General features: G+C 33.7%; 28 protein-coding genes. 5 read left to right on the top strand and 23 right to left on the bottom strand.

Features of this window, described 5'->3' with window-relative positions; all coding sequences use genetic code 11:
* Positions 1 to 212: 212 nt before the first annotated feature.
* The 11 genes from ACFSR1_RS02705 to fabV form a co-directional block, all read right to left on the bottom strand.
* Positions 213 to 1,409: an aspartate aminotransferase family protein gene (locus ACFSR1_RS02705; protein WP_378289365.1), complete on the bottom strand. Its 1,197-nt coding sequence runs from the start codon at positions 1,407 to 1,409 to the stop codon at positions 213 to 215.
* 274 nt (positions 1,410 to 1,683) lie between these two features.
* Entirely contained in the window at positions 1,684 to 3,570 is a 1,887-nt protein-coding gene (locus ACFSR1_RS02700; RefSeq protein WP_378289363.1) for an OstA-like protein, read from the bottom strand.
* A gap of 122 nt (positions 3,571 to 3,692) precedes the next feature.
* Positions 3,693 to 4,538, bottom strand: coding sequence for a bifunctional helix-turn-helix domain-containing protein/methylated-DNA--[protein]-cysteine S-methyltransferase (locus tag ACFSR1_RS02695; RefSeq protein ID WP_378289361.1), 846 nt, complete (start codon positions 4,536 to 4,538; stop codon positions 3,693 to 3,695).
* 40 nt (positions 4,539 to 4,578) lie between these two features.
* Complete coding sequence (locus tag ACFSR1_RS02690) at positions 4,579 to 5,106, bottom strand: hypothetical protein (RefSeq protein WP_378289359.1); 528 nt, start codon at positions 5,104 to 5,106, stop codon at positions 4,579 to 4,581.
* 44 nt (positions 5,107 to 5,150) lie between these two features.
* Positions 5,151 to 5,681 carry a hypothetical protein gene (locus ACFSR1_RS02685; RefSeq protein ID WP_378289357.1) on the bottom strand — a complete coding sequence of 177 codons (531 nt, stop codon included), beginning with the start codon at positions 5,679 to 5,681 and terminating at the stop codon, positions 5,151 to 5,153.
* A 209-nt stretch (positions 5,682 to 5,890) separates the two neighbouring features.
* The gene (locus ACFSR1_RS02680; RefSeq protein WP_378289355.1) at positions 5,891 to 6,517 is read right to left on the bottom strand and encodes a DUF4386 domain-containing protein; all 627 of its coding nucleotides are present in this window, start codon (positions 6,515 to 6,517) and stop codon (positions 5,891 to 5,893) included.
* Between the two features lie 105 nt (positions 6,518 to 6,622).
* Positions 6,623 to 7,639, bottom strand: a complete 1,017-nt coding sequence (locus ACFSR1_RS02675; protein ID WP_378289353.1) for an alcohol dehydrogenase catalytic domain-containing protein — start codon at positions 7,637 to 7,639, stop codon at positions 6,623 to 6,625.
* Positions 7,640 to 7,750: 111 nt separating this feature from the next.
* Positions 7,751 to 8,740 (bottom strand): NADP-dependent oxidoreductase, encoded by a 990-nt coding sequence (locus tag ACFSR1_RS02670; protein ID WP_378289351.1) that lies wholly within the window; start codon positions 8,738 to 8,740, stop codon positions 7,751 to 7,753.
* Positions 8,741 to 8,815: 75 nt separating this feature from the next.
* Complete coding sequence (locus ACFSR1_RS02665) at positions 8,816 to 9,220, bottom strand: nuclear transport factor 2 family protein (RefSeq protein ID WP_378289349.1); 405 nt, start codon at positions 9,218 to 9,220, stop codon at positions 8,816 to 8,818.
* Positions 9,221 to 9,873: 653 nt separating this feature from the next.
* The gene (locus tag ACFSR1_RS02660) at positions 9,874 to 11,016 is read right to left on the bottom strand and encodes a lipoprotein N-acyltransferase Lnb domain-containing protein (RefSeq protein WP_378289347.1); all 1,143 of its coding nucleotides are present in this window, start codon (positions 11,014 to 11,016) and stop codon (positions 9,874 to 9,876) included.
* Between the two features lie 367 nt (positions 11,017 to 11,383).
* Positions 11,384 to 12,577: an enoyl-ACP reductase FabV gene (fabV, locus tag ACFSR1_RS02655; RefSeq protein ID WP_378289345.1), complete on the bottom strand. Its 1,194-nt coding sequence runs from the start codon at positions 12,575 to 12,577 to the stop codon at positions 11,384 to 11,386.
* Positions 12,578 to 12,874: 297 nt separating this feature from the next.
* Here fabV and ACFSR1_RS02650 point away from each other — a divergent pair, with 297 nt between their 5' ends.
* On the top strand, positions 12,875 to 13,321 hold the full coding sequence (locus ACFSR1_RS02650) for a hypothetical protein (protein ID WP_378289343.1): 447 nt from the start codon (positions 12,875 to 12,877) through the stop codon (positions 13,319 to 13,321).
* 25 nt (positions 13,322 to 13,346) lie between these two features.
* Here ACFSR1_RS02650 and ACFSR1_RS02645 read toward each other — a convergent pair whose 3' ends face one another.
* Positions 13,347 to 13,757 (bottom strand): hypothetical protein, encoded by a 411-nt coding sequence (locus ACFSR1_RS02645; RefSeq protein ID WP_378289341.1) that lies wholly within the window; start codon positions 13,755 to 13,757, stop codon positions 13,347 to 13,349.
* 11 nt (positions 13,758 to 13,768) lie between these two features.
* Positions 13,769 to 14,389 carry a trimeric intracellular cation channel family protein gene (locus tag ACFSR1_RS02640; protein ID WP_378289339.1) on the bottom strand — a complete coding sequence of 207 codons (621 nt, stop codon included), beginning with the start codon at positions 14,387 to 14,389 and terminating at the stop codon, positions 13,769 to 13,771.
* Positions 14,390 to 14,563: 174 nt separating this feature from the next.
* On the opposite strand from ACFSR1_RS02640, the gene trxB reads away from it, so the two are divergent.
* A complete protein-coding gene (gene trxB, locus ACFSR1_RS02635) occupies positions 14,564 to 15,532 on the top strand; it encodes a thioredoxin-disulfide reductase (protein WP_378289337.1) in 969 nt (322 codons plus the stop codon).
* 75 nt (positions 15,533 to 15,607) lie between these two features.
* Here trxB and ACFSR1_RS02630 read toward each other — a convergent pair whose 3' ends face one another.
* The 9 genes from ACFSR1_RS02630 to ACFSR1_RS02590 form a co-directional block, all read right to left on the bottom strand.
* Positions 15,608 to 16,468: a GIN domain-containing protein gene (locus tag ACFSR1_RS02630; protein WP_378289335.1), complete on the bottom strand. Its 861-nt coding sequence runs from the start codon at positions 16,466 to 16,468 to the stop codon at positions 15,608 to 15,610.
* 233 nt (positions 16,469 to 16,701) lie between these two features.
* A complete protein-coding gene (locus tag ACFSR1_RS02625; protein ID WP_378289333.1) occupies positions 16,702 to 17,979 on the bottom strand; it encodes a serine hydrolase domain-containing protein in 1,278 nt (425 codons plus the stop codon).
* Between the two features lie 42 nt (positions 17,980 to 18,021).
* Complete coding sequence (locus ACFSR1_RS02620) at positions 18,022 to 18,798, bottom strand: nuclear transport factor 2 family protein (protein WP_378289331.1); 777 nt, start codon at positions 18,796 to 18,798, stop codon at positions 18,022 to 18,024.
* 24 nt (positions 18,799 to 18,822) lie between these two features.
* Positions 18,823 to 19,371, bottom strand: a complete 549-nt coding sequence (locus ACFSR1_RS02615) for a hypothetical protein (RefSeq protein ID WP_378289329.1) — start codon at positions 19,369 to 19,371, stop codon at positions 18,823 to 18,825.
* Positions 19,372 to 19,691: 320 nt separating this feature from the next.
* Positions 19,692 to 20,411: a head GIN domain-containing protein gene (locus tag ACFSR1_RS02610; RefSeq protein ID WP_378289327.1), complete on the bottom strand. Its 720-nt coding sequence runs from the start codon at positions 20,409 to 20,411 to the stop codon at positions 19,692 to 19,694.
* Between the two features lie 64 nt (positions 20,412 to 20,475).
* Positions 20,476 to 22,230, bottom strand: a complete 1,755-nt coding sequence (locus tag ACFSR1_RS02605) for a PspC domain-containing protein (protein ID WP_378289325.1) — start codon at positions 22,228 to 22,230, stop codon at positions 20,476 to 20,478.
* Complete coding sequence (locus tag ACFSR1_RS02600; protein ID WP_280935442.1) at positions 22,227 to 22,568, bottom strand: PadR family transcriptional regulator; 342 nt, start codon at positions 22,566 to 22,568, stop codon at positions 22,227 to 22,229. Before ACFSR1_RS02600 ends, ACFSR1_RS02605 begins: the two co-directional genes overlap by 4 nt.
* Before the next feature lie 58 nt (positions 22,569 to 22,626).
* Positions 22,627 to 23,157, bottom strand: a complete 531-nt coding sequence (locus ACFSR1_RS02595; RefSeq protein WP_378289323.1) for a hypothetical protein — start codon at positions 23,155 to 23,157, stop codon at positions 22,627 to 22,629.
* Between the two features lie 6 nt (positions 23,158 to 23,163).
* Entirely contained in the window at positions 23,164 to 23,616 is a 453-nt protein-coding gene (locus ACFSR1_RS02590; RefSeq protein ID WP_378289321.1) for a DUF4870 domain-containing protein, read from the bottom strand.
* Positions 23,617 to 23,770: 154 nt separating this feature from the next.
* Here ACFSR1_RS02590 and ACFSR1_RS02585 point away from each other — a divergent pair, with 154 nt between their 5' ends.
* From ACFSR1_RS02585 to ACFSR1_RS02575, 3 genes are all read left to right on the top strand, one after another.
* Positions 23,771 to 24,226, top strand: a complete 456-nt coding sequence (locus ACFSR1_RS02585; protein ID WP_378289319.1) for a DUF4442 domain-containing protein — start codon at positions 23,771 to 23,773, stop codon at positions 24,224 to 24,226.
* A gap of 143 nt (positions 24,227 to 24,369) precedes the next feature.
* Positions 24,370 to 25,170, top strand: coding sequence for a TIGR00266 family protein (locus tag ACFSR1_RS02580; RefSeq protein ID WP_378289317.1), 801 nt, complete (start codon positions 24,370 to 24,372; stop codon positions 25,168 to 25,170).
* A 132-nt stretch (positions 25,171 to 25,302) separates the two neighbouring features.
* On the top strand, positions 25,303 to 25,500 hold the full coding sequence (locus tag ACFSR1_RS02575) for a hypothetical protein (protein ID WP_027392192.1): 198 nt from the start codon (positions 25,303 to 25,305) through the stop codon (positions 25,498 to 25,500).
* A gap of 18 nt (positions 25,501 to 25,518) precedes the next feature.
* Here ACFSR1_RS02575 and ACFSR1_RS02570 read toward each other — a convergent pair whose 3' ends face one another.
* Positions 25,519 to 26,469, bottom strand: coding sequence for a LysR family transcriptional regulator (locus ACFSR1_RS02570; RefSeq protein WP_378289315.1), 951 nt, complete (start codon positions 26,467 to 26,469; stop codon positions 25,519 to 25,521).
* Positions 26,470 to 26,505: the final 36 nt, after the last annotated feature.

Raw genomic sequence — 26,505 nt, 5'->3', positions numbered from 1 at the left:
ATTGATTTCCTCAGTATTAAAATTACAAATGAAATGATATGATACTACTTCAGAAATCAATTGTTTTTAACAAACTAATTAACAAAATGCGTACCAATACCCATGAATGGATTAGCATTTTTTTATATTATAAGCCACTAGATACTATTGAATGTGTGAAATGGTAAGATAGTCTACTAAAGATAAGGGTTTTAGATGAATTAATCATTATGTTATTCAGGCTTTTTTTGATTCTGAATCCCGTTTAATACTTCTATAATGATTTGGCAGCCCTCTCTGATTTCTTCTTCGGATATCGTTAAAGGTGGCGTAATCCTTACTGCCTTGGGTTCAAAAAGCAACCAAAAAAGGATCAATCCTTTGTCTTGGCACTTGAAAACAATTTCATTAGTGATCTCTGGAGATGTGGTAATAAGTGCAAGCATTAACCCAATACCTCTTATTTCTTTGATTAGAGGATGTACTAATAAGGATCTTAATAATTTTTCCTTTTTTAAGGTTTCTGCCATTAAGTCACCTTTTGTAATTTCCTGTAATGTTGCCAAAGCGGCAGCTGCAATTACCGGATTTCCTCCAAAGGTAGTGATGTGTCCAAGTTTTGGGTTGTCTTGTAGCATATCCATCATAGCAGAAGAAGCTGTAAAAGCGCCAATAGGTAATCCGCCTCCCATACCTTTACCCATAACGACAATATCCGGGATCATATCATAATTCTGAAATCCAAATAATGTTCCTGTACGTCCAAATCCAGGTTGTATCTCATCCAGAATCAATACGGCTCCAACTTCATCACAACGTTCTCTGACTTTTTTTAAATAATCATTTGTGGGTTCAATGAATCCTGCACCTCCTTGTATTGTTTCCAGAATAACACCTGCTGTTTTTTCTGTAATTTGCTGTAAATCTTCTTCTTTATTGAAAGTTATGAAAGATACATCTGGAATTAAGGGTCTGAAAGCTTGTTTTCGTTCTTCGAAACCCATTACACTCATAGATCCCATTGTGTTGCCGTGATATGCAAGTTTTGCAGCTATGATTTGACTTCTTCCTGTGACTCTTCTTGCTAATTTGAGTGATCCTTCAATGGCTTCGGTTCCAGAGTTGGTGAGATATGTTTTTTCTAAAGGATGGGGTAGAAGAGATGCCAATAATTTTGTGAGTTCTACAGCGGGTTTTTGGATGTATTCTCCGTAAACCATTACGTGTAAATACTTGTCAAGCTGTTCTTTAACAGCATTTATGACGTTGGGATGTCGGTGTCCCAGGCTACAAGCAGAAACTCCTGCTACGAAATCCAGATATTTTTTGTTATCTGTAGAAAAAATATAGCTTCCTTCTGCATGAGAAATTTCCATGGCCAGTGGATGCGGTGTTGTTTGCGCCTGGTATGTAAAAAAGTCTTTTTTCACCTTGGCAAAGTTAAGCTAAACTATTGGAGTTTTATTGTGTGAATAGAAGAAACTCTTTTAATTCTAGACTGATCCCGTGTTAAAAGAATAACTTACTTAAAGGTCAAGATATTTAATTTGAATATCCTTTATTAGTATAAAGTAAATTTTGTATGTCATTCCAAACTTGTTTTGGAATCTCATTATAACTAATATTTAGACTATTGTGATGAGAAGCTGAAATAAGTTCAGCTTGACGATAAATAGGTGCTTTTCATTGCGGATAATCATTATTCTATTTTTCTTTATTAATGCTATCTGCTTTTTGATTTTTTAAGGTAGTTACTGTAATGCTATCTCTTTGTCTTGCCGAACGGTTAAGATCTGGATCTACAAAGGCTGTTTTTTTAGACGGCTTCTTTTTAGAACTTGTATCCTTTTTCTTTTTAACTTTTAGATCTTCTTTAATTTTTTGCTTCGCTTTAGGTATAGAATCTAGTTCTTCATTTGTTTCTTTTAGTTCTGCATCTTCCAGCTTTTGCTCCAATAAACGCGAGCCTTCAGATTTATTATCTTCAAGACGCTTTATTGTTTCTTCGTCAAAGAAATCATCATCTTCAACAGGTAGGGGTATTCCTGTTATTTTTGTTAATTTCGGAGGTGCTTCGCCTCTAAAAAGATCTTTTTTACTTAATATTTGCTCATCTCCACGCCATTTAAAACCAGATAATTCTCTTGCGTTTTCGGGTAAATCAATTTCTCTATACAAGGTCCCATCTACATTTTGATAGTAAAAAACGTCTACAATTTCTCGTTGTTCCAATAATAATTTAATTGAACTTGATAATACTTTATTAATACCAATCAATTTCAATTCTCCTTCACTTTCTCTCTGGTAAAATATGGTCTCCGTATTTTTATCAATATCTACCTGATAGATTTCATTGTCTTTAAATAATCCATACAAGGTCTGACCCTTTACTTGATTATATCCAGCTTTGAGCGTGTCTTCTTGCACTAAAAATGCATTTTGATATACCATAAGAGAATCAAGTTTCTCAGTTTCTGTATTAGAAATGATTTTGATCGTATCTCCTGTCATTTGATTTCGTTGTGACCAGATAATAGGTTTGCCAATCATTTTAGTATATCCTGTAGTTTGATCAACGTTGATAGAATCACTCTTACCGCTCATATTACTTTTAAAAATCCGAACATCATAAAAACCATTCATGATTCTTCGATCTGGTTTTCCTGTAACCATGAGTGTATCACTATGAATATAGATAGAATCCTTCTCTTGTAAAGTTGCTGCTAATGCTCTTTTGGTAATAAATACAGAATCTTTGTCTTTAAAAACTTCAGCATAATGACCAGTTATTACAGAATTGTTAGCGGTATCCAATACTTTGATATTATTAGTAGCTGATGCAAATTGAATAGCACTATTGTAGAATATACTATCACCAAAAACAGTACGATTGTCGTAATCAATACGTGCATTTTTGATGGCATAGCCCGTCTTTACTTTGGTGTCATAAAAACCACGTTCGCAATACAAGGTACTTTCTTCCCCCTTTACAGTTGATGGACCATATAAATAGGCGTGACCGTTATCTGTATAATAATCTAGTCGATCAGAATCTACCGTGTTTTCGGGATTAACAATTTTTACATTTGTATTAAAGGAATATTGTTTTCTATCCATAAAATACCGACCAATTTTACTCGTCAGTGTATTGGAAGAATCTTTTACTGTTCCTCCACTGCGATAATAAGCTTGTTGACGCTGACGGTCAAAAAACAAAGTATCTGTCGTAAGTGTATTAGACGGTGTTTCCAAAAACACTTTTTCTCTGGCGTAGGCAAACTTACTATTTCCGTTGTATTCTGCATACGCACTGGTCATAGTAAGCGTGTCTCCCTGTTTCATTTTTACATTACCAAGAGCTCTAACAAACTTGTCTTTTCCATAATGTACAGCCCTGTCACACCAGATCTCAATACCATCATGCTCAATATACACCTGTTTATTTACTTTGGCTAAGATAGTAGCTCCAGGAAAACGTTCTTCATTTTTGATGGTACGGTCTGATTGAACTTTAATTTTTTTACCTTCTTGCGCAAACGTGATGGTAGAAAAAAACAATGTAAAAACTATATAGAAAAATGTATTTTTCAAGTATCTGATATTTGTCTGCAAAATAACGAAAATTGTATGTAATGATTGTACGGGTTCAGGTATAAATACTTATTGAATATTGTTTTGTTGCATTTTTAGACATACAATCTAATTCATAATGACTAAGCCGAAGGTTTATCGCTAAGCTTTATACCTTCATATCCAATAATAGCAGTTTTTCTATCACTTCCCCATCTGTAATTTCCTAAATGTCCGGTTTGTTTGATGACACGATGACAAGGAATTAAATATGCAATTGGATTTTTACCAATAGCAGTGCCAACGGCTCTCTGGGCAGTTGGCTTATTGATATAAGAGGCAACATCATTATAGGCTAATAATTGTGATGAAGGAATTGTTAATAATGCTTTCCATACATTAAGTTGAAAAGAAGTTCCTTTTAGATCCAACACAATGGCTTCAAGGGGAATGTCCCAGTTTGCAAAATACTGCTTTACTTTGGCGCCGTGAATTCCTAATTGACAAATTAAATCGGCTTCAGGGTATTCAGACTTTAATGTGGCTAAAGGATTTGTAGTTTCTTCTATAAACACCAGTTTACAAATTCCAATAGTAGTTTCTGCGATTAATACATTTCCAAAAGGAGATGCTATCACATCATATTGTATAATAATACCTTTTCCTCTTTTCTGAAATTCTCCTGGTGTACAGCCTTCAATTTTTATAAATAGATCGTATAATCTTCCATTTCCTGATAATCCTACCTTATATGCCGTTTCTAGAGTTGATCTGCCTTTAGAAAGACTTTCCTTAGCTTGTTCTGTAGTAATGAATTGCAAAAATTGTTTCGGGCTAACACCAGCCCAATCTTGAAATACTCTTTGAAAATGAAATTTGCTGAGATGAACGGTCGCTGCAATATCATCCAGATTAGGTTGGTTTCTATAATTGCTAGTGATGTAGTGAATTGCTTTTTTTACAATATCAAAATGGTGATTGTTTTCCATTATTCAAAGATATAGCCAACTCATTTTTTTAGCAATCCGATTATTGCTGAATTCTTTCTATTTCGGTTACTCTCTTAGCATACATTGCTATGATCATGTTTTCATCCCATTCTTCATCTTCTGTTTTTCCATGTCCAAGAGATATAGTGGTGATTACCCTATTATCTTGAATATAGAAATCGCAGTTCCATTTCATTTGTTCGAAACTATTAATAGGTGTATAATTTTGAGTTTCTCTTGCATAGGTTAGTTTTCCTTTCTTTTCGAAATAAATTTCTTGAAAATAAGTGGCTTCGGCATGAGATTCTACCTGAATAATTCTGTTTCCATTTTTTAATTCACAAATCTTCCAAAACTCGGTTTTTCCATTAAAATTAGTGACGCCATTTTTACTGTAAAATGAACAATTACTGTAATTTTTGATAAACTCTGTATGGATTGAATCTCTAATTTTTCGCTCTATTTCTCGATGGTTCTGAGAAAAGCCATTACCAATTGAACATAGCAAAAAGAATAGTATCAATAGTATAGGATTTAAAATAGATTTTCGCGGATTCAATGCATTCATAAGATGCAAACGTTAGTATTATTCTAAGATTTGTTTAGATTAACTTACATTTTAGGTAAATATTCTTTTGGAATAGGATTTTCCTCGGTTTCCTGAGTCCAGTAAATATTTATTACCCACCATCTTTTTCCGTCATTAAGTAGCTGAATGCTATTAATACCTCTCATGAATGGTTTATCATCAGCTTTGCTTTTAAAAGATTCATAGGTGCTAAAAACTTGGGTGATGTTACCAAAAGTATTAACTGTTCTATGAATCTCCTTTTCAAAAAAGCCATTATCAACAAGCCATTTTCCGGAACTTGTTATATAATCATCAGGAGACATATAGCGTACGCCAAAAACACCTTCCTTATTTTTTCCTGAAGGGATCAGTTTTGCTTTTGGCTTGAATAGAAATTTAAATAATTCCCAGTTCCTAGCTTCTCCTTTTTCGCCAGAAATGACTCCGTATAAAGTCTCTAACGTACTATCCAGCGTTTTTACTTTCTGAATATAATCTGTCGTTGATTCTTGTGCCCGGACTGTGGTTGTTATGATAAAACAGAACAGAATTATTTTTATATAGTTTTTCATTATTTTGATTTTTACTAATATATAATAATTTGTAATCCATTAAGATATCCAAGGGTGATCGATTGGATCTCTACTTTTTGTATTTACATTTTTTTTTGATCAGACTCTATTATTCTAACGCTCCTATTTTCTTTATTTTTATTACTTTCACTTAAATCAAACCAGCTTGATTAACAAAGCCTCAAGGCTCTATTTATAGTTTCCTAAAATTAATCTTTTGGTAGCTTATTTCTTTTCGCTATGAGCCAGATACTTAGTAGAAGTTCTGCAATTGCCATGGTTGACATTATAATCACCTGAAGTGTTTCGGGTAGATGAAAATCTATAAAAAACACTATATATGTAAAAGATGCAACCAATAACAAAATCCCAAGGCTTTTCGGGATATATTCTGACCTGAAGATCGAATAACCAAGTATAAAGATGTGCAAGGCAAAAAATACATATCCTAAGAGTTTTATAGATGCATAGTCGTAAACATCTATAATTTGAAATGCCAGAGCAAACAGTCCGATTATCAAAGTAAAAGCATATAGCAACCTTAGAACTGCCGTTAGCGACGCAAGATTCTTATTTGCGGGTTTAAGAATTACATAAAGTGCGAGTCCGATAATAGCATCCAGGACAAGTACCAGTAAATATCCAACAACAGCAAATTCAAAGCGTCTCTTATTAGACTCAATATCGCTGGCTAAAGCTTCTGTATCACCCGGTACTACAAAATTGGCTAAAATAAAATCATCAACTAAGGTTACGATGAAAACAGAGGTTATAAACGCAATTCCTACAACCATTGCCGCTTTGCTGATCGATAAATTAGTGATGAAATTTTTCATATTGTTTTCTTTTAACCTGTTAGATGTTTGTCAATTAAAGTAATTCATTCTTTAAAATATTTACACCACAATTTAAAAACCTTACCAGAAGCTCTACCTATTTTATCAAGACATTCTTAACAAGATTTTTCCTCCAGTCATTTGGCTTTCATAATTGCGGATGGCTTCTTTCACTTCTTGCATTGGATAGATTTTTCTGATTTCACTTTTGAGATGGCTTGGTATTTGTTTCTGTGAACGTTTCCACAACCGCATCATTTTAACTACATTTTGTTGGCTCATCCAAGGGCCTAGCCAGAAACTGTCAATCCTCTTATTTTCAAATATTAAAAGATCAGGGCTCGCTTGAACTGTTTGTTTAGAAAGTGCGCTATAAACAATAACCTTGCTATTTGGAGGCATAGCTTTTAATAGCTGATTCGTTAATTGACCTGCCACTGCATCAAATGCTATATGAGTATTGGTTTCATGACATGCATCATATAGTTGTTGTTCAAATCCTACACCATTACTGTTCAGAACAATCTCAGCTCCTTGGGCCTTGAGAAGATCCACTTGTGCATCTCTGCGTACTATATTGACTATTTGAATCCCTTCGCTTTTCGCCAGACTGTTTACCATTTTACTAAGTGAACTTGCAGCAGCAGTCAATGCAATGGCTTTATGCTCTTCTTTTTTCGAAATGTCTATAAAAGCACTGGCTGTTAGAGGATTTATTATGGACATTGCTCCTTGCTCTAAACTTAATGATTTATTCAAAGGTAAAACTCCTCCTTTTACACTTTTTACTACATACTCTGACCAAACACCTCCGCCTTTTCCCCAACCACCACAGGCAACTCTTTTACCAAGGAAGTAGCTTGCGATAGCTCCCGGTCCAGCAGAAACAACTTCTCCAGAACATTCTCCACCTGGGATAATAGGAGTAGGATTTTTTAAGCCATAATAACCTGTTAAAGTTGCTAAATCTGAAGGGTTTATTGGTGCAAAGGCAACTTTGACTAAAACTTCATTCTTTCCAGGTTTTGGTATAGGGCGTTGCTCAATACTTAAGGCATCAGCACCAGAATAAGAATTCAAAACAATGACTGTCATTGTATCTGGTATTTTTATTTTTTTCATTTTATTCTGTTTTGTGAACTAAACCATCGGCCCAAAAATTATAACCTCATTGCAATTCTCAATAAGTTCACAACTTTTGGAAAAGCTGCTGCCATCGAGTTCAATATGGAACTATGCGACTTTCAGTACCAGTTTACCCAATTTTTCTCCTGAAAATAACCTTAGAAATGCTTCATGAAAATTTTCTATTCCTTCAACAATGAATTCTTTAGACTTTAACTTTCCTTCCATCAGCCATTTACCCATTTGCCTGTGGGCAGTCTGATAATCCTTGGCGTAATCTATGACAACGAACCCCTCCATTCTGGCCCTGTTAACCAATAATGAGTAATAGTTATCAGGTCCTTTGTGTTTCTTGTTGTACTGGGAAATTGCACCACAAATAACAATTCGCGCCTTTCTATTGATCTGAGTGAGGGCTATATCCAGTATTTCACCACCTACATTGTCATAATAAATATCAATTCCATTTGGACATAGCTCCTTCAACCGTGTTCTGATATCCTCACTTTTGTAATCAATTGCGCCATCAAAGCCAAGTTCGTTTACGATGTAATCGCATTTTTCTTTTCCTCCAGCAATTCCTACAACATGGCACCCTTTGATCTTTGCTATTTGGCCGACTGTACTTCCAACCGCACCAGCGGCGCCGGAAACTAACACTGTCTCTCCTTCTTTTGGTTGGCCTATTTCGAGCAATCCGAAATAAGCCGTACGCCCTGTCAAGCCCAATACACTAAGATATTTGGGTAGCGGAGCCCTGTTCGGGTCAACTTGAATCCAACCTTTGCCATCGGTCGCTACATATTGATGGACGCCACCCAATCCGGCAGAATAGTCACCCACTTTCATATTCGGGTTATTGGACTCAATTACTTTACCTACGCTACCGGCACGCATCACGTCTCCAACTTGTACAGGAGGAAGATATGATTTTGTATCTTTGATCCAGCCACGCATGGCAGGGTCAATGGATATATATTCTGTTTGAATTAGAGCTTCACCTTCACCAATAACTGGAATAGGTTGTTCTTCTAATTTCCATGTTGATTCATCAGGTAATCCTTCTGGTCTTTTAGCCAGTAATACTCGCTTATTCATAAGTTTGATTTTATGAGTTTATATTAAAAACTCAAGTCTCCTGTACCACATTTTGTGGTGTAAACTCGACTATTTTCATAGTTTTTCTTTTATAGTTTTTAGCATTTTTGCAGTGTGAGCAATAGGTATATCCCAAGCTTCCCTGATCTGACCATTGATAATACACCATACCACAATGGCATCAATCTCCATTGATTTACCTTTTAATAACATTGTGTCTTTAACACGTGTAATGACTATTTCATCTCCCATAGGAATTATGGATATAGGATTTACCTTAAAGGAACCACTGGTAAGACCTCCGAGTCTTTTGAAGAAATCCGTTAAACCGGAGAGGCCAAAATAGTCTCCTTCTAAAACGGATAGTTTCGGATTAATATAATGCCAAACGAAATCTTTGGCTAATACCTCTGCCAAAGTATTTGGATTTGCAGGGTTGAACCTCTTTAAAATACTGATATTTGGATGTTCTTGATTCATGATAATACGTTTTAACTGTGTGCTTTTTCAATTAATAACCTTCATTATCTGCTTGACTAAAAAAGGATATAGAACTTAGGGTTATGTGTACATATGTTATGTTTTTATTTTATTAGTGTTGAGCTAATATTTTAGATATTAAACCTACTATATATCAATTGTTTATACAATGATATAAATCAGAATACCTGCTTTTAAGATTCCTGTTTCTAAATGGATTTGTTAGCAAATAGCGTTAGTAATTACTACAATTACGAATGCACCTAGAATAAAATTGAATTGAAAGATGTAACTATTGAATTTTGAAGCATTTTTTTACGCTCTGGTCTGGATATTTAGTCACTGTCTTTACTCTAACTTTTGTTAGATTTTTTTAGAATTATGAAGCCTTTGTTCAGGACGGAAATAATTGAGCGTAACAGTTTGGGTATGCAACGTAGAGTGTAAAGAAGATGCTGAATTTTTGGATTTGCCTATCGGTAAGAAGGTTAATGCAGATTCCAATTTTCAATTTGGATATTTAATTTTCCTACCTAAATACTAACAAATTAAATATTTGAAGACCTTTACGAATCAATACACGTCTTTCAGAAAACACTATATCAGCTAAGTTTTTCCACGTTTTTCCAATAGTGAATTTCGTTCTGCCTATCCTATATTAATTTTTTTCCAATTTTCTCTTTTAGTTCTGACCAAGCTAAAAATCCAGGTTCTCGATTGATTTCTTTTAAATTCAAAATTCCCAAAATGGATAAAAGTGGTATAATGGAAATATCAAAAACCTGCACTTTAATGATCCAGATGAACACCGCACTAACTATTGATATCATTAGTACAAAACTTAGTATTATGTTACTTTTGTTTTTTATTAGTAGCGGAATGTAAAGAAGATATAAAGGATTACACCAAATAATGTTTAGATTGGCTTTGACTTCTTCGTGTCCTGAAAATATCCATAGCATAAGGATGAACAAGCCTGTGAATCCAATACCCAAACTGATTATTATTCTAAAAGATTTCGGAAACTTAAATAGAAATAATACTGCTAAAAGCGAAAAGAGTACTATTGGAGAGAATATCTTTTGAACATTGAATCCAACCTTGTTTTCTATCGAGTTTAGAGTTTGTTCGGACTTAACCAATCTTTTACCTTTCAATGTCGAAGCATCAATTTCTTTTTGAAGATAGTCCGGCAGAAACATACTTTGATTACGATTGGAATTTCTGTCCAGAGATTTTCCCAATACCAAATTAATTCCAAGTTTTAGCCATGGCATTTCATTTAGGTATGAATTGATTAAAGATCGATTGGATTTTTCAATTTTTTGATTTTCAAAATCTACACCGATGTATGTTAATAATTCTCGGGTTTCTGTAGAGCAGTTTTTCTCTAAGAAAGAGTAGAGGTAAAATCTATTTTCTGGTTTGTAAAGGAACCGAAGTCTGTCTAAAATTTCCCTTTTCTCGTCTGCGTTCAGGTCTAAAATTTGCTCGGTAACGACTCTTCTTTCGTATGTGTAGATTTTTATGAAGTCCTCCATTTGTTGAACGCCTCGATGATATTTTAGTTTACCTTTTAGGTATTTATATTCGAAATTTGGGGTGTCAAAGTCGAACATTCCGAAATTGTAAACCTCGTCTATATTGTTACTTCTGTCAACAATTCTAATAGCGGTATGACCGAAAACGGAATAGACTTCTTGGCCAACAGAACAAGTAAGGATACTTATTTCAATATTTTCACTGGCATAACTTAATTGGCTAAACAGAATTATGATTGATAGTATATTCTTCAACTTTCTTATGTTCAGTTAGATTGCAGATTTACCGTGAGGATTTTCCAAAGGAAAAATCAGATGTAACAAAAGAGCACGACTCACGAGTTAAGCACCTAATTTAGCATTATTTTCGTGAATTGACGTCCAACCTTTTTTATTTACTTTGTTTTTGGCAATTTCAGGTGTCATTGTTCGTTTTCTGAAATGTTATACAACCTATAGTTATAGTTCCAAAAGATAATTATATCTCTATGATATAGCCGTTTATAAATATATTATAAAAATTCAATTCTATAGTTATCTGTCGTTTTGATACTAAATAGAAAAGAAGTATCCCCTAAATGGATAATAAAGGGGATACTGTTTTGTATAAGGTAAATAAATATTAAGCTTGCAATCCAGGGATTTCTACCACCTCATTTACATCCTGATTGTAATCTACTCCAGCTACTTTGAAACCAAATAGATTAAAGAAATCATTACTATATCCCTCTAGATCACCGATAGACACCAAAGTTTCGGTAGTGGCATTATCCCACAATTCTTTTATTTTAGCTTGGATGTCTTCTCGCATTTCCCAATCATCCACGCGTATTCTGCCTTCATCATCAGTCTCAATTTCACTATTGTTATATAATCTATCAGCAAACAATCGTTGCATTTGTTCTATACAACCCTCGTGGACATTATTTTCTTTCATCACTTTGTATAACAAAGAAATGTATAAAGGAATGACCGGAATTGCAGAGCTAGCCTGTGTCACCAACGCTTTGTTTACAGAAACATAGGCTTTTCCATCAATATCTTTCAGCGATTTGGTAATATCAAATGCAGTTGCTTCAAGATGATCTTTGGCACGACCTATTGTACCCTTTCTGTATACAGGTTCGGTTAATTTTGGACCTATGTAAGAGTACGCAATGGTTTTGGCTTCTGGAGCTAATAAATCTTCTTTTTGTAAGGCATCCATCCAGAACTTCCAGTCTTCTCCACCCATAACCGTAATGGTATTCTCTATATCTTCTTCTGTAGCGGGATCAATTGATACTTGTGATATATCACCTGTATGAAAATCCACTGTTTTATTGGTATATGGATCACCAATTGGTTTTAGAACAGATTTGTGTTTCACTCCGGTTTCGGGATGTACACGTACAGGAGAGGCCAAACTATAGATAACTAGATCGACTTGTCCTAAATCTTTTTTGATCAGGTCAATGGTTTGTTGCTTGATCTCCTTAGAAAAAGCATCACCATTGATACTTTTGGCATATAATCCTGCCTGATGTGCTTGATTTTCGAAAGCAGCACTGTTATACCAGCCAGGAGAAGCAGGTCTGTTAGGTTTTGGAGGCTTTTCTAAAAACACTCCAATAGTAGCGGCATCAGAACCAAATGCAGCAGTAATTCTTGAGGCCAGTCCAAACCCGGTAGAAGCACCAATGACCAGTACTTTTTTTGGTCCGTTAATAGCTCCTTTGGATTTTATATAATCGATTTGGTTTTGTACGTTTTGTTCGCATCCAATTGGATGTGCGGTTAGGCAAATGAATCCGCGAGTTCTAGGTTCTATAATCATTGTGTAATTTCTTTTCTGAGCATACGAACATAGCCCAAAAAGTATCGATTTCCAAAGAAATAATCGGGATATTAACTATTTTCTTAGCTTCTGTACGATTCTTATTAGATTCTGGATTGTTGAGGGAAATTAGAATTGTTTAATTTATTGGTTTTTAGTAAATTAGAAAATAATTATTTGCCACTTTCCTACTGTTGTATATTAATTGTTGGATTGCTAATATTGCTGTCAATATGTTAAGGGTATTTTTACATACATAGAAAATCGTTTTTTACATTTATTTAAAATCTTAAAATTATGGGGATTAGTACAACAGAATCTGGGAAGTATATAGGATATACTATGAGTTGGGATAATTTTGACAAGCCTACATTATATTTTGAACATGGGCGATATACTCAAAGTCATAAACATATTACTAATATAGGTTGGCACCCAAATGATCAGTATCATTATGCGGGAAATATTTCTAAAGAAAAACATGATTATTATAATTCTATAAGAGCAGAGAGAAATCCAGGAGATCGTGAGGCAAAGGAAAAATTTAAAGAAGAGTTTATGGGAGGGCATTATAATTCTGAAGCTGATGATGCGTTACTTTTTGAATGTTCTTCTAACAACCATAGAAGCTGGGCAGGCCATCCATCTCGCTCTAAATTGATTAGAGTTGGTGACGGTGGTTTTAATTCTAAATATGATGACGAGTATGCTAGAGGAGTTCTTAAAAATGGAAAAATAGCTTAAAAAACTAAGATCTTTTGTCGGATTACTAAAACGGTAATAAATCCGGCTCTAAATATTCCGTTTTAGCTTTTTCAGAATTAACTATATCAAAACTGTAATGAGAATACAGCAAATCTTTAAAATTATATTTCAATCTTGGGAATTCAGCAATGAAATCCTGGAAACAGTTTGATTTAGATTTTAGAACGAAGTGATTCACGGTTTTAACTGCTGCAATAGTAAGTGTTTTGTTAAATTTATCGGTGGCATTTAACTGAGTTACATATGCTAAAATTTGTGTAGAAATTTCACGACAGGCAGTATGGATATCATGTTTGTTAAGATATATCCATGCTAATCTTATGTGCGCTTCATGATTAAATAATGAAGGATCAAGAATGCCCTCTTTAAACTGTTTTTCGAATTCTGAATTGGTAAGATCAAAATGTGTTTTCATTAGTAATAGTATTAGGTTTTCTGATTTCTAACCGTAAACATAGGTAATGAAACTTGATATTTCACAACTAGCAGTCGTATCACAATAATCAACAGTGTGGTAGCAATATATGTGATATTGATAGGTGCTTTTAGTGCATGTAATATCATAAAACAAATTCCTCCGGCTATAGAAGCGGTAGCATATACTTCTTTTCTGAAAATTACCGGGATTTCATTACATAAAATATCTCTGATTACTCCTCCAAAACATCCAGTCATTGTTCCTAATGCAATACATATAATGGGATCAAGATCGGTTTGTATTCCTGCTTCTACTCCTATAATCGTAAAAATTCCTAGTCCAATTGTATCAAATAAGAAAAGGGATTTTTTAAGATAATCCAATTTATTCCTAAAGATGATGGATACACCAGTAACGCCTCCAATTAGATACAAGTTTATCGTGTTTTGCATCCATGATACTGGTGTTGCCCCTATAAGTACATCTCTTAGAGTTCCTCCTCCAATAGCAGTTACAAAAGCGATAATAAAGATTCCGAAGAGATCCAATCTTCTGTTCATAGCGCTCAATGCTCCTGAAATCGCAAAGGCAATTGTTCCCAAAATATCCAAAGTATCGAAAAGCGTCATTTTTCTCTATTTTGGAATAAATGTATGATATATCATCTTTAAATAATAGTATTCAATAGCGGTTTTAACTTTACTATATAAACTCTCTATTAATTAATAACAATTCTTAATAACTTTACTGTAAGGTTTCTCTTCAAATTGCTACTTTTACATCAGAATAAACCGAATAAGATTATGTCAGATACTATAGAAAGAATAAAATGCCTTATTATAGGCTCAGGACCTGCAGGTTATACTGCGGCAATATATGCAGCAAGAGCAGATCTTAAACCGATTATGTATACCGGTATGGAACCAGGTGGTCAATTAACTACTACTACAGAGGTTGATAATTTTCCTGGATATCCTGAAGGTATTGATGGACCAACAATGATGGTTCAATTACAACAACAAGCAGAACGTTTTGGTACTGAAGTAAGAATTGGAATGGTTACTTCTGTAGAATTTAGTAAAGAAGTAGGAGGAATCCATAAAGTTACCGTAGATAATACAAAAGAAATTGAAGCTGAAGCTGTTATTATTTCTACAGGCGCAACAGCTAAATATTTAGGATTACCTAGTGAACAGAAATTACGAGGAGGTGGAGTTTCTGCCTGTGCGGTTTGTGATGGGTTCTTTTATAAAGGTCAGGACGTTGCTATCGTTGGTGCCGGAGATACTGCGGCAGAAGAAGCTACGTATCTTTCTAATATTTGTTCTAGTGTTACCATGTTGGTACGTAAAGATTACATGAGAGCTTCTAAAGCTATGCAGCATCGTGTGAATAATACGCCTAATCTTAAAGTATTGTATAATACCGAAGTTGATGAGGTATTAGGAGACCAAGTAGTGGAAGGTTTACGTATGGTGAATAATCAAACTGGAGAGAAATCAGAGATCTCAATAACTGGTTTATTTATTGCAATTGGCCATAAACCAAATACAGATATTTTTAAAGGTCAGATCGATATGGATGATACCGGATATATCATTACAGAAGGGAAATCTACCAAAACTAATATCCCTGGTGTTTTTGCATCTGGTGATGTTCAGGATAAAGAATATAGACAAGCAGTGACCGCAGCTGGTACCGGTTGTATGGCAGCATTAGACGCAGAAAGATATCTAGCCACGGTAGAAACTAGTGAAGAAGTTTCTGCGTAATAAGTATCAAACTAAAAACATTTTTAGACCTGACAGGTTTCCAAAATCTGTCAGGTCTACTATTTTTAAGAATTTCTATTTTAATTTGAGTCGACTCTGACTATAGTCAATTTTTTTCTTGTACAATGTAGCTTCATTAGCGAACATTGTCATGTTAATTTTTGGCTCACCAAGTAAATAAATTTCTGTTTCATCTTTAGCTTCGATAGTGATTTCTTCATTTACCAACACATAGCATTCACTAGAACCTTCAGCAATAATAAACGTTTTATCTGAGGTCAATTTTTCACCATAAAAATCAGTATCGCCATCAGCCCTTACCAGCATTGATTTGACATTTCCTTCTAATTTTGCATATCCTTTTTGATACAAATCTATCTTTAGACTATCAGCGGTTATGATTCCTTTTAATTCTGAATTTTCATTTACCTGATAAAAAGCTTCTTTAGCATCTGCGTGTAGGTCAATATTTGATTTTCCGTTTGCAATACCTGTTATACTACCCGCATCTATAGACAAAAATACTTCTGAATTATCATTGGCTTCAACACTAAGTTTCGAAGATTTTATAGGTGCCAGAGATTTGAGGTTTACTTTATTATATGTTTTAATTTTTTTCAATTCTGAAGAAAAGGAAATAGTGATATTTAGTGCTTTGGCGCGTCTGAGTTCTTTTGTAGATTTTATTTTTAAAATGCTATCTTGGATGGAGATTTCAATAAATTCCTGAAGATTGCTGTCTGCTTCTACCTTAACAATTGGATCACTGTCTTCATCAATAGAAACCTCAAAATTATCGTATAGCTCAATAGAGTGAAAAGCATCAACGATTTTTTCTTCGGTCATGACTATTTTATTGCCTTTTACTCTTTCTTTCTGAGCATATATATTTCCTAAAATGAAAATTGAAAATAATGTAAATAGAAGTGATCTCATTTTATGTGTGGTTTTATTTTTTAAACACTGTTTTTTGTGTTTAAGTATATTTCATGATTAAAATTATGTATTTAAAGGACAGGTTTGTAAAAAAACTGTTACAGTATAGAAGTTTCAAAAGGTATACCAAAAAAAGTATAGCCCCTAAAAAGAGACTATTTTCTTCGCCATTGGCAAAGATCGGTTAAGTGAAAAATGGTGTTTTATCGATATTAATAGGATTGTTTTAAGTATTAGAACAATCCTCTGACTCTATTGTATAAATTATGCCATCTATATCCAACTTTTTGGCTAAATGTATTTTTGGGATTATTGATAAGAATGTGATCACCTAAGCTCACCAATGTTCTGTAAATCCATATATGATTAACTTTATTTAATTCTGATGCCCCTGTATTTCCAATAAAAATATAACCTAGTTTGTTAACAGGGTCAAACCACATCATGGTATTGATACAGTTATCTCCACCATTGGAACCTGTTAATTGATAAGTGATTCCATATTGATTTCTGTCAATCATCCAAAATAATCCTGTATTATCTACTTCTTGATTTGTTACTGAGGTATCTAGTTTTGGATCGAGCATGAGTTCATAGGAATGATCGGATAATATTTTATGATTTTGCGAAAGTATAGCTTGGCAATATTTAGTTAAGTCCATTATATTGGTAAGGATATCTCGAGCAGGATATAATTGAACACCACTAGTTTTAAATTCTGTAATTGTAGAATTTTTTTCAGGAGCATAGTACCTAGATAGCTTAGTACTATCTGATGCTGTTTCAAACCAATTTGTATTTTCCATTTGTAAGGGATCGAAAATATATTTATGGGTGAATTCTGAAAATGGCATCTTAGCTGTATGCTCAATTATGTATGCTGCTAATCCAGCTCCAATATTTGAATAATTCCAGTTCTTACCAGGTTCGTGATTTGTAAAATTTACTACACCATAATAATCATTGACAAAATAATTTTTAATAAATTCTTCTATAGACTTATCCTTCTCAGCTTCATCTATGTATAAAGACTCAACAACTTTTTCGTTATAATCCAAAGAGGAAGTATGGGTAGCCAAATGTTTTATAGTTATTTGATGGTTTGGAAATTGAGGATTTATTACTTCAAATGGGAGGTGTTTGTTAATGGGATCATCAATATGTAATAAACCCAATTCCTGAGCTTTTAATAAAGCAACACCAATTGTTGTTTTTGAGATGGAAGCAATATATTGAATAGTATTTGTAGTATATGGAATATCGTGCGCCATATCAGCATAACCAAATCCATTAGAATATATAATACTATCGGTATTAAAAACAGATACTGCAAAACCAGCCATCCTTTCTTTATTATAGAAAGCTTGTAATTTTGCATCAATATTACTCAAGTTAGCATCGACTTCGTCTTTTGTTTCGTTGAGAATAAATGCAATAAACCCAGTGCATACTATAATCAATGTTGAAAAAATAATTTTCAGATATTTTTTTATTTTTCTTTTGATTGTCATGAGGATAGTTTTTAGAGGTTTATTTTCTTTACTAGTGATTTTTTATTTCACTTTTTGGGCTTCTTCTACTATCTTACTATTCTCTCTGACAAGCATCTTTGATACTTTTTTGTCGTTCTCTTTTATAAACTCAAAAGTGAGTGGGCTTTGTTTGTGAAAAAATAAATTTTCTTTTTGAGGATACACAATGGCTTGCATTTGATCTGCTTTTATCTCTAAAAGATTATCTTTTTTGGTGATAACAATAGTTCCGGTTTGAGGAGCCTGATATGTTCCGGTATATTGATTCAGTATCTCATCAGATAAGGAGATTTCTTTTTTATCTGTATTCTGTGGAGCTGGCTGGTGATCATAACTTAATACTCGGGTCATTTTCCATTGATCATTTTTATGTTGCCAAACATGGGTGAATTTTGCTATTTCTGCAAGTCGTTCCTCTTTACCTTTTTCTGAGACATAAAAAACGTGTTCTCCGGTAATGATAGCTCCATAATTATTAAGAGGAAATACTTCGACACTTCCTTCCTCCACTTCTCGGCGTACTCTTGGATTTTCTGGGTTGCATAATCCATTTTCTACACTAGACATCATTTTTGTTAGTCCGGATGTAAGTCCTCCTTTATCGTGATAAAACTCAAAATCTTCTACAAAGAATGTTCGAAATGTTTCGATATCACAAGTATTATAGGATTTCCAGAATTTTGCATCCAGTTTCAGAATTGTTTGCTGAAGTGATTTGTTTTCTTGTGCATTTGATATAGGTGATATAAATACTGCAAAAAGAAATAAAGTGATTTTGATTGAAATTGTTTTTAACATAATAGTTCGTTTTTTGATTTATCCTTAGTGGATAGATTGATTGATTTTTTGAAATATAAATGGTAAACCTTTTCTGAAAATAGTCCAGATCAGGAATGATCCTATGATTAGAACAGTACCTATGCCAATTGGTAAAATTCCTCCAAAAGTATAGGTAAGACCAATAATAAACCCTAGAAGGTTACCAGGAAGGTGTACTCGCAGGAAAAGTGCAATTGGGATTGGTAACAAAATAGCATATGAGAGAATGTTTTCTAATCTAAATTCCCATAACAGAGATATTAGGATACCAAAAACCAGACCTCCAATAAAACCATTTGTGATTTTTGATATACTATAGGTAGTTTGATTTTTATTATGTAACCACTTGCTTAATGAAATTAAAATCCAGCTCAATAAAGGAATGGTTAAAAGTCCCCACCAGTTAGATATCCCGGGTAAATCTTCTCTGGCTAATAGGTAATGTGTCGTAACTCCTCCGTTAAAATACTCCCACAGAATATGCAATCCAACTAGAACCGTAACGGGAATTATAAAAAGGAATTTGTTCTGTAAAATTTTTTGCGTGATCATTTTCGGGTATTTAAAAATATGTAAAAAGAAAATTGAATATCCTTTATTAGCCATAAAGTAATTTTTGTGTCATTCCAAACTTGTTTTTGGAATCTCATCATAACTAATATTCAGACTACTGCCATAAGAAGCTGAAATAAGTTCAGCTTGACGAAAATAGGTGTTCCTAATTTCGGATAATCACAAAAGAAAACCACCCGAAAAGCATAAATATCTAAATAACTTGTCTGTCAACAAATGCTGCTTTTCTGGTGGTTCTTTTCTGGTTGGTGAGGTTGTTGGTCGGTTAGTTTGTATTTATTGGTTAGACGTTAGCCTGATTAGTTTCTTCTCACATTTCCTCCAGAATTGTCGCTTTCAGAAACTGTTTCTGGATTGCCATAATATACAACATCTGCACCGCTTGTTGCTTTTCCTGTAAATTGATCTTTAGCATGGATTCTTATAGAGGCTCCACTGGTAGCTTTTGCACTGGAGTTAAGACTTAATAATTCATCTGCTCTAATATTAGCGCCGCTTGTAGCACTGGCATTATGATTATTTACTTTTCCGGATAAATCCATAATAGCTCCACTGGTTACCGAGGTAGTCAATGTTTCTGCTTTCACATTTAATTCTATATCGGCCCCACTTGTAGCGCTGATAGCAAGATCTTTTTGAACAACGGCTCCCTGAGACGTAACTCTAGAACCACTTGTAGCAGATATTTTACCTAATTTGTCATAAGAAACATAGACTGTTTTTTCATCGGCCTGATAAATATTTTTATCCGAAGTAATATACAGTGTTTCTCCTTCTACATAAACTTCAATGTGTTGATGAAGATTCTCGTTAGCTTCAATAATTACTTTTCGATCTTTTTTATTTGTCAATACTACATCTAAACCTCGACTTGATTTGATAGTGTCAAAGTTTTCGTTAATGGTCTTTTCCTTTCGGATTACTTCTCCTTCTCCTCTAATTCCGTCAAATGCGATGTTACAAGAACAACATAAAGCTGTGAGACAAAGGGTTACGATGATTTTAGCTACTGTGGCCATAATAAGAGTGATTTAATTTGTTAAACTGTTCGTTTTGTTGATCCGCCTTAGGCGGACAGATTGATTAATTATCGGTTTTGATTTTGATTCCGTTCTCGTCTATTTTTATATCTACTTCTTCGCTTTTGATTTGTACTCCGTCTTCATCAATTTTAAGATTGGCATTATCTTCATCAGAATTTATATTGATTTTTACTCCTTCATTATCATCGTCATCTTCCCACTCATTATATTGCCATTCATCTTTTGGACAATCCTGACACCTAAGTTTACCATCTATCAACTGTAAATACTTTCCTTCTTTACCATCTATGGTAAGATAATCATCGTATTTCCAGGAGTTATTAAAACCAGAAGTATTATCATCTGCCAATAGGGTCATACCTTCTGGTATAGATATAATAATCTCTACTTCTTGGTCATTGTACTTATTTGTATAATCAGTAATCGCATATCCATCTAATAGTAGAGAATTACCTTTGATATCGTAGTCGTATTTTATGGCTGCAGCTCTTTCTTTAGCTTCATCATAGCTACTTCCTTCTGCATTCTTTCTAATTGTAATTTTTGGAATAGAATCTTCTCTGTTTTCTTTGATAAAAACTTCAATATCCTGAATCACTATGACCTTGTTATCATTTTCATCTCTTTTGATTTTAAAATCATTTCTATGATATAAGTTTCTTGCATACCTGTTATTACCTATCATTTTGATATTTAGTGTATCACTAGGTGCAATGTATAAGTCTCTGGTATCTTCAATTACTTCGGCGTCATACGCTTCCTGGGTTGCCTGACGTATTCCAACTATTGTAAGTCCTATGATAGAAAAAATCCATACGGCTAACAATGCAAGTTTGGCTGGTGTACCTATTGACTTCAGATTATTGATCACAATCTTTAATCCAAGAATGAATAAAAAGAAGAATGGGATACCTACTGCAAACAATGTAAGTAATGAAACTAACCATAGTGGAACATTAGGATGATTTACAACATCGATGTATTCTGTAAAAGGAGTTTCGATCATTCCAAAAGTACCAACAGTAAATAAGCTAATAAATAAACTTATTAAAGTGATTCCTGCTACTAGAATTAGTATGACTCCTATAAATTTTACGAATATCTTCAATACAACTAATAAAACATCTCCAAGCGCATCAAAGAAACTGGTAGATCCACTTTTTACTTTATCACTATATTTTTGATAATCGACATCCTTTACTTTATCCGCAACATCGTTAAATCCTTCTTTAATTTTTTTTTCGATATTACTAATGTTAACAGCTTCTCCTTTCATAGCAAGATAATCCGCTGTGCTTTTTGCTTCTGGAACAAAAATCCAGAACGCTATGTAGATAAGGATGAATGCTCCGCTGGAAAATACGGTAAAAAGTATCCAAGCAATACGTAGCCAAATAGGATCGATACCCAAATAATGGCCTAAACCAGAACTTACACCTCCAACATATGAATTAGAAGTATCTCTAAATAATTGTTTAGATTTTGTAGCTCTTTGGTACGATGATTTTGGTTCGTCTTCAAAAATCTCTTCATCTAGTCTATAATCTTCGGGTTGTCCCATGACTTCAATTACTTCGTCTACTTCTTTTATCCCGATAACTTGTCTTTCGTCTTTTATTTTTTCACTGAAAAGCTCAGCGATTCGAGCTTCGATATCAGCAATAATTTCATCTCTTCCCTGAGAGTCAGTAAATGAACGTTTTATTGCCTCAATATAGCGCTGCAGCTTTAAGTAAGCGTCTTCATCTATATGAAAAAATATGCCTGCTAAATTTATATTGACTGTCTTGTTCATTTTTGTTTCTTTTTTTGTTTAGTAACTATGGTTACTGCATTTTGTAATTCGTCCCAAGTGGTATTTAATTCTTTCAGAAATAGTTTTCCTGTTTCTGTAAGTCCGTAATATTTACGTGGTGGTCCTGATGTGGACTCTTCCCAGCGATAACTGAGTAGTCCGGCATTCTTAAGTCTGGTTAGTAAGGGGTATATTGTGCCTTCTACAACTAACATCTTTGCGTCTTTAAGGGTTTCTAAAATCTCTGCTACATAAGCATCATCGTCCCTAAGAATTGAAAGTATGCAATATTCCAGAACACCTTTGCGCATTTGCGCTTTTGTGTTTTCGATCTTCATAAAACTGATTTTTTAAAAAGTTAAACTGTTCATTTTTTGATTAATGATTGATGGTTAATTAAAATATATATTGATCCGAGAATACAACGCCAGCAATAAAAACTGTAGTTAAAAGATAATTGATGAGGTTAAATTTTAAATTGTATCTCTGTTCTTTTGATGTTTTGATTAAAAGAATTAATAACGTGAAACCTACTAATAATGGTAAAATCCAATACCCAAGTCCAAGCCAAGCACTTATGCGGGCTTCGTCGTTAGGATTAAATATTGATATAATCATTGCCAATACTCTGGAGTAAAATGCAAAGAATAAAAAAGGATACCAATACTTGTTATTTGTTTTTTTAATGAAATAATAAATAATAAATGCTTGTACTATTGTAAATAAAGGCCCAGCAGCACTTACTAATTGTTGATGCCAAACTGTTCGGTATGCTCCTTCTAATAAGAATGCAGAATTAAGCGTCATTCCCATTTCGTATCCTAAGAGTTTCCCGGTGATGAAGTGGGCTAACTCATGAAAAAAGAAGGAGGATACCACAGCTAAGGCAGTAATTAGAACATATGTTATGTTGATTGATGAATTCATTCTAAATTACTTTATAAATCTTATCGTTAATGGATATCTATATAATTCTCCTTTATTTCCTTTTAATGCTGCAGAGATGATAAAAATGATTTCTAAAAAGAAACCGATCAACGCAATGACCCCTACAAAAGAAGCTCCAATTAATGTTCTGAATCCTCCATCCGTAGAGAAGTTAATATCCAATCCGTTATGATTAAATAAATCAAATAAAGAAGCATCACCAAGGAGGTTAAACATAAAAAATGGAACAGAGATCATTCCTAATATTACGGTATATAGTAGAACACTTAACTGAAAATTGATGGCTTCTTTACCGTGAGTATCTATAAACTCTGATTTTTCCTTATTGGTGGTCCATAATAGTATAGGAACTATAAAATTCCCAAAAGGGATAAAGTATTTTGTAAATACTCCTAAGTGCATAAAGGTTGCGATATTATTGTGGTTGTTAGTGGACATTTTTAAAAGTATATAATAGTTTCTTATGCAAATATATATCTAAAAGAAGGTATTATGCAAAACATAGTACCATAATTTAACATAATTTTATGATTTGAAGCTATTTTGCATGTCCATTCTTTTTCGATACTTTAGGGAAAATAAATATGATATTATGAAAGTTACTCCTGGAAAGTTTAATATGTTCTCTATGTTTAAGTTACCGTCTGCCTGGTTGTGTGGAGTACGCGTAAAAAGTATTGACGAGGATCATTGTGTGACTACTGTTAAGCATAGATGGATAAATCAAAATCCTTTTAATTCTATGTTTTGGGCAGTGCAAGGGATGGCGGCAGAGTTAAGTACCGGCGCTATGGTAATCGCACAAATACGAAAGAGTGGAAAAAAAGTTTCTATGTTAGTTGCTAATAATAATGCAACATTTACAAAGAAAGCAACGGGTAGAATTACATTTGTATGTAACGATGGATCGTTGATTAAAGAAGCAATCCAAAAAGCTGTCGAAACAGGAGAAGGACAAACCGTATGGATGAAATCTGTGGGAACTAATAAAGAAGGTTTGGAAGTTTCTACATTTAATTTTGAATGGACTTTAAAAGTAAAAAGCTAACTATTTGATTGTTTAAACTGCATATTTGGGTCTGATTTATTGAAGATAGTTTGTAACACTTTATGAAAATTTATTACTTATAAATTGAAATTATTCATTAATCAATCTGCTCTAAGCGGATCAATAAATTTAAATAATAAAAGATGACAGCACACGAAATCGACTATACCATTTATGGTGAAGAAATGCAATATGTAGAGATAGAACTGGATCCTCAAGAAGGTGTAATTGCCGAAGCAGGTAGTTTTATGATGATGGATGATGGTATTAAAATGGATACCATTTTTGGAGATGGTTCTCAGAAAGATCAAGGCTTTATGGGCAAGATTTTTGGGGCAGGAAAACGTTTACTTACCGGAGAGAGTTTATTTATGACTGCTTTTTATAATGAAGTAATAGGTAAGAAGAAAGTAAGTTTTGCATCTCCTTATCCCGGAAAAATCATTCCGATTGATCTAACCGAGTATGGAGGTAAGTTTGTTTGTCAAAAAGATGCATTTCTTTGTGCAGCAAAAGGTGTTTCTGTCGGGATTGAATTTTCCAGAAAATTAGGAAGAGGTTTATTTGGAGGAGAAGGATTCATTATGCAAAAACTAGAAGGAGATGGAATGGCATTTGTACATGCAGGAGGGACCACAGCAAGAAAAGAATTAAAACTAGGTGAGAAACTAAAAATTGATACAGGATGTATTATTGGATTTTCTAAAGGTGTCAATTACGACATTGAGTTTGTGGGTGGTATTAAAAATACCATCTTTGGAGGAGAAGGATTGTTTTTTGCCAATCTAACAGGCCCGGGAGTTGTATATATTCAGTCTTTACCTTTTAGTAGATTAGCTAATCGAGTGTTAGCTTTGGCCCCTAGAGGTGGTGGTAAAAGTAGAGGAGAAGGTAGTATTTTAGGAGGTTTAGGCGATCTTTTGGATGGCGATAATAATTTTTAATAAAGTTAAATAAGGGTTAAAGAACTGTTTTTTCGTTTTATTTGACTATATTAGTTCTAACAACTTTAAAAACTGTAAGTATAATCGTACAATTACTTGTTTTAAACCTAACATTTAAACCCCTATTAATTTATGGCGAGAGCAATGTTTGATTACACTAAGACTGTACTAAAAAAGGTTAGTTTTGATGTAAATCTATTTACAAAGGAAGTGATTAAAGCACTAAACAGATTACTTCCCCATGAGATTGAAGAATTAAAACTTTGGATTCAATCTCTAGCACTAAACAAACCAGAGTTAGAACCTTGTTTAATCTATTTAAAATCATAAAAAAATAAAAGCGGCTTTTTAGTCGCTTTTTATTTTTGATAAAGGGCTGATAATTTCTACATTCTGAAATGTAATTGCTCCTTTTATAACTCCGGCAATTGTACTGTGTAATGCCTCTATTATTTGCATCTTTAGTTCGCTTTTATGATAAATAAGGCTTACTTCTCTTGCGGGAGAAGGTTCATTAAAGTAGTGTAAGTTTCCTTTTTCTTTTTCATTTATATCTAGTGTGTGTAAATATGGCAAAAGAGTCATTCCTAATCCCTCGTTTGCTAGTTTTACTAAGGTCTCAAAACTTCCACTCTCCAACTGGAAATGATCATCATCATAGCTTTTTTGTGTTTTACACAGGTTAATGATACCATCCCTAAAGCAATGTCCATCTTCTAACAATAGCATATCATCTATATCCAGATCGGTTACATCTATCTTATTCTTTTGATTTAACCTGTGACTTGGTGGAATGTAACCTACAAATGGTTCGTAATATAATACACGCTCTTTTATATTTTCATTTTGTAATGGTGTGGCAGCAATGGCAGCATCAAGATGTCCGTCTTGTAGCTGTTCTATAATAACTTCGGTAGTGAGTTCCTCAATTTTAAGTTTTACTTTAGGGTACTTCTTTATAAAATTATACAGGAACATAGGTAATAGTGTAGGCATCACTGTTGGTATGACCCCTAATTTAAACTCACCCCCAATAAATCCTTTTTGCTGATCTACTATATCCTGAATTCTTTCACTTTCATTAACTATGTTTCTAGCTTGTTGCACCAGTTTTTTACCTACTTCTGTAAGCTCTATAGGCTTTTTGCTTCGATCAAAAATTAGAATATCCAATTCTTCTTCCAACTTTTGGATTTGCATACTCAAGGTTGGTTGCGTAACAAACGTTTTTTCTGCGGCTTTTGTAAAGTTCTGATGTTCTGCAACTGCTAATACATAGCGTAATTGTGTGATGGTCATGTTGTTGTTTTTGGATCACAAAAATAAAGAAGCTAT

The organism is Aquimarina rubra (assembly GCF_042684305.1).
In the GTDB taxonomy this organism is placed as follows: domain Bacteria; phylum Bacteroidota; class Bacteroidia; order Flavobacteriales; family Flavobacteriaceae; genus Aquimarina; species Aquimarina rubra.
This window is presented reverse-complemented; position numbering and strand designations above follow the sequence as displayed.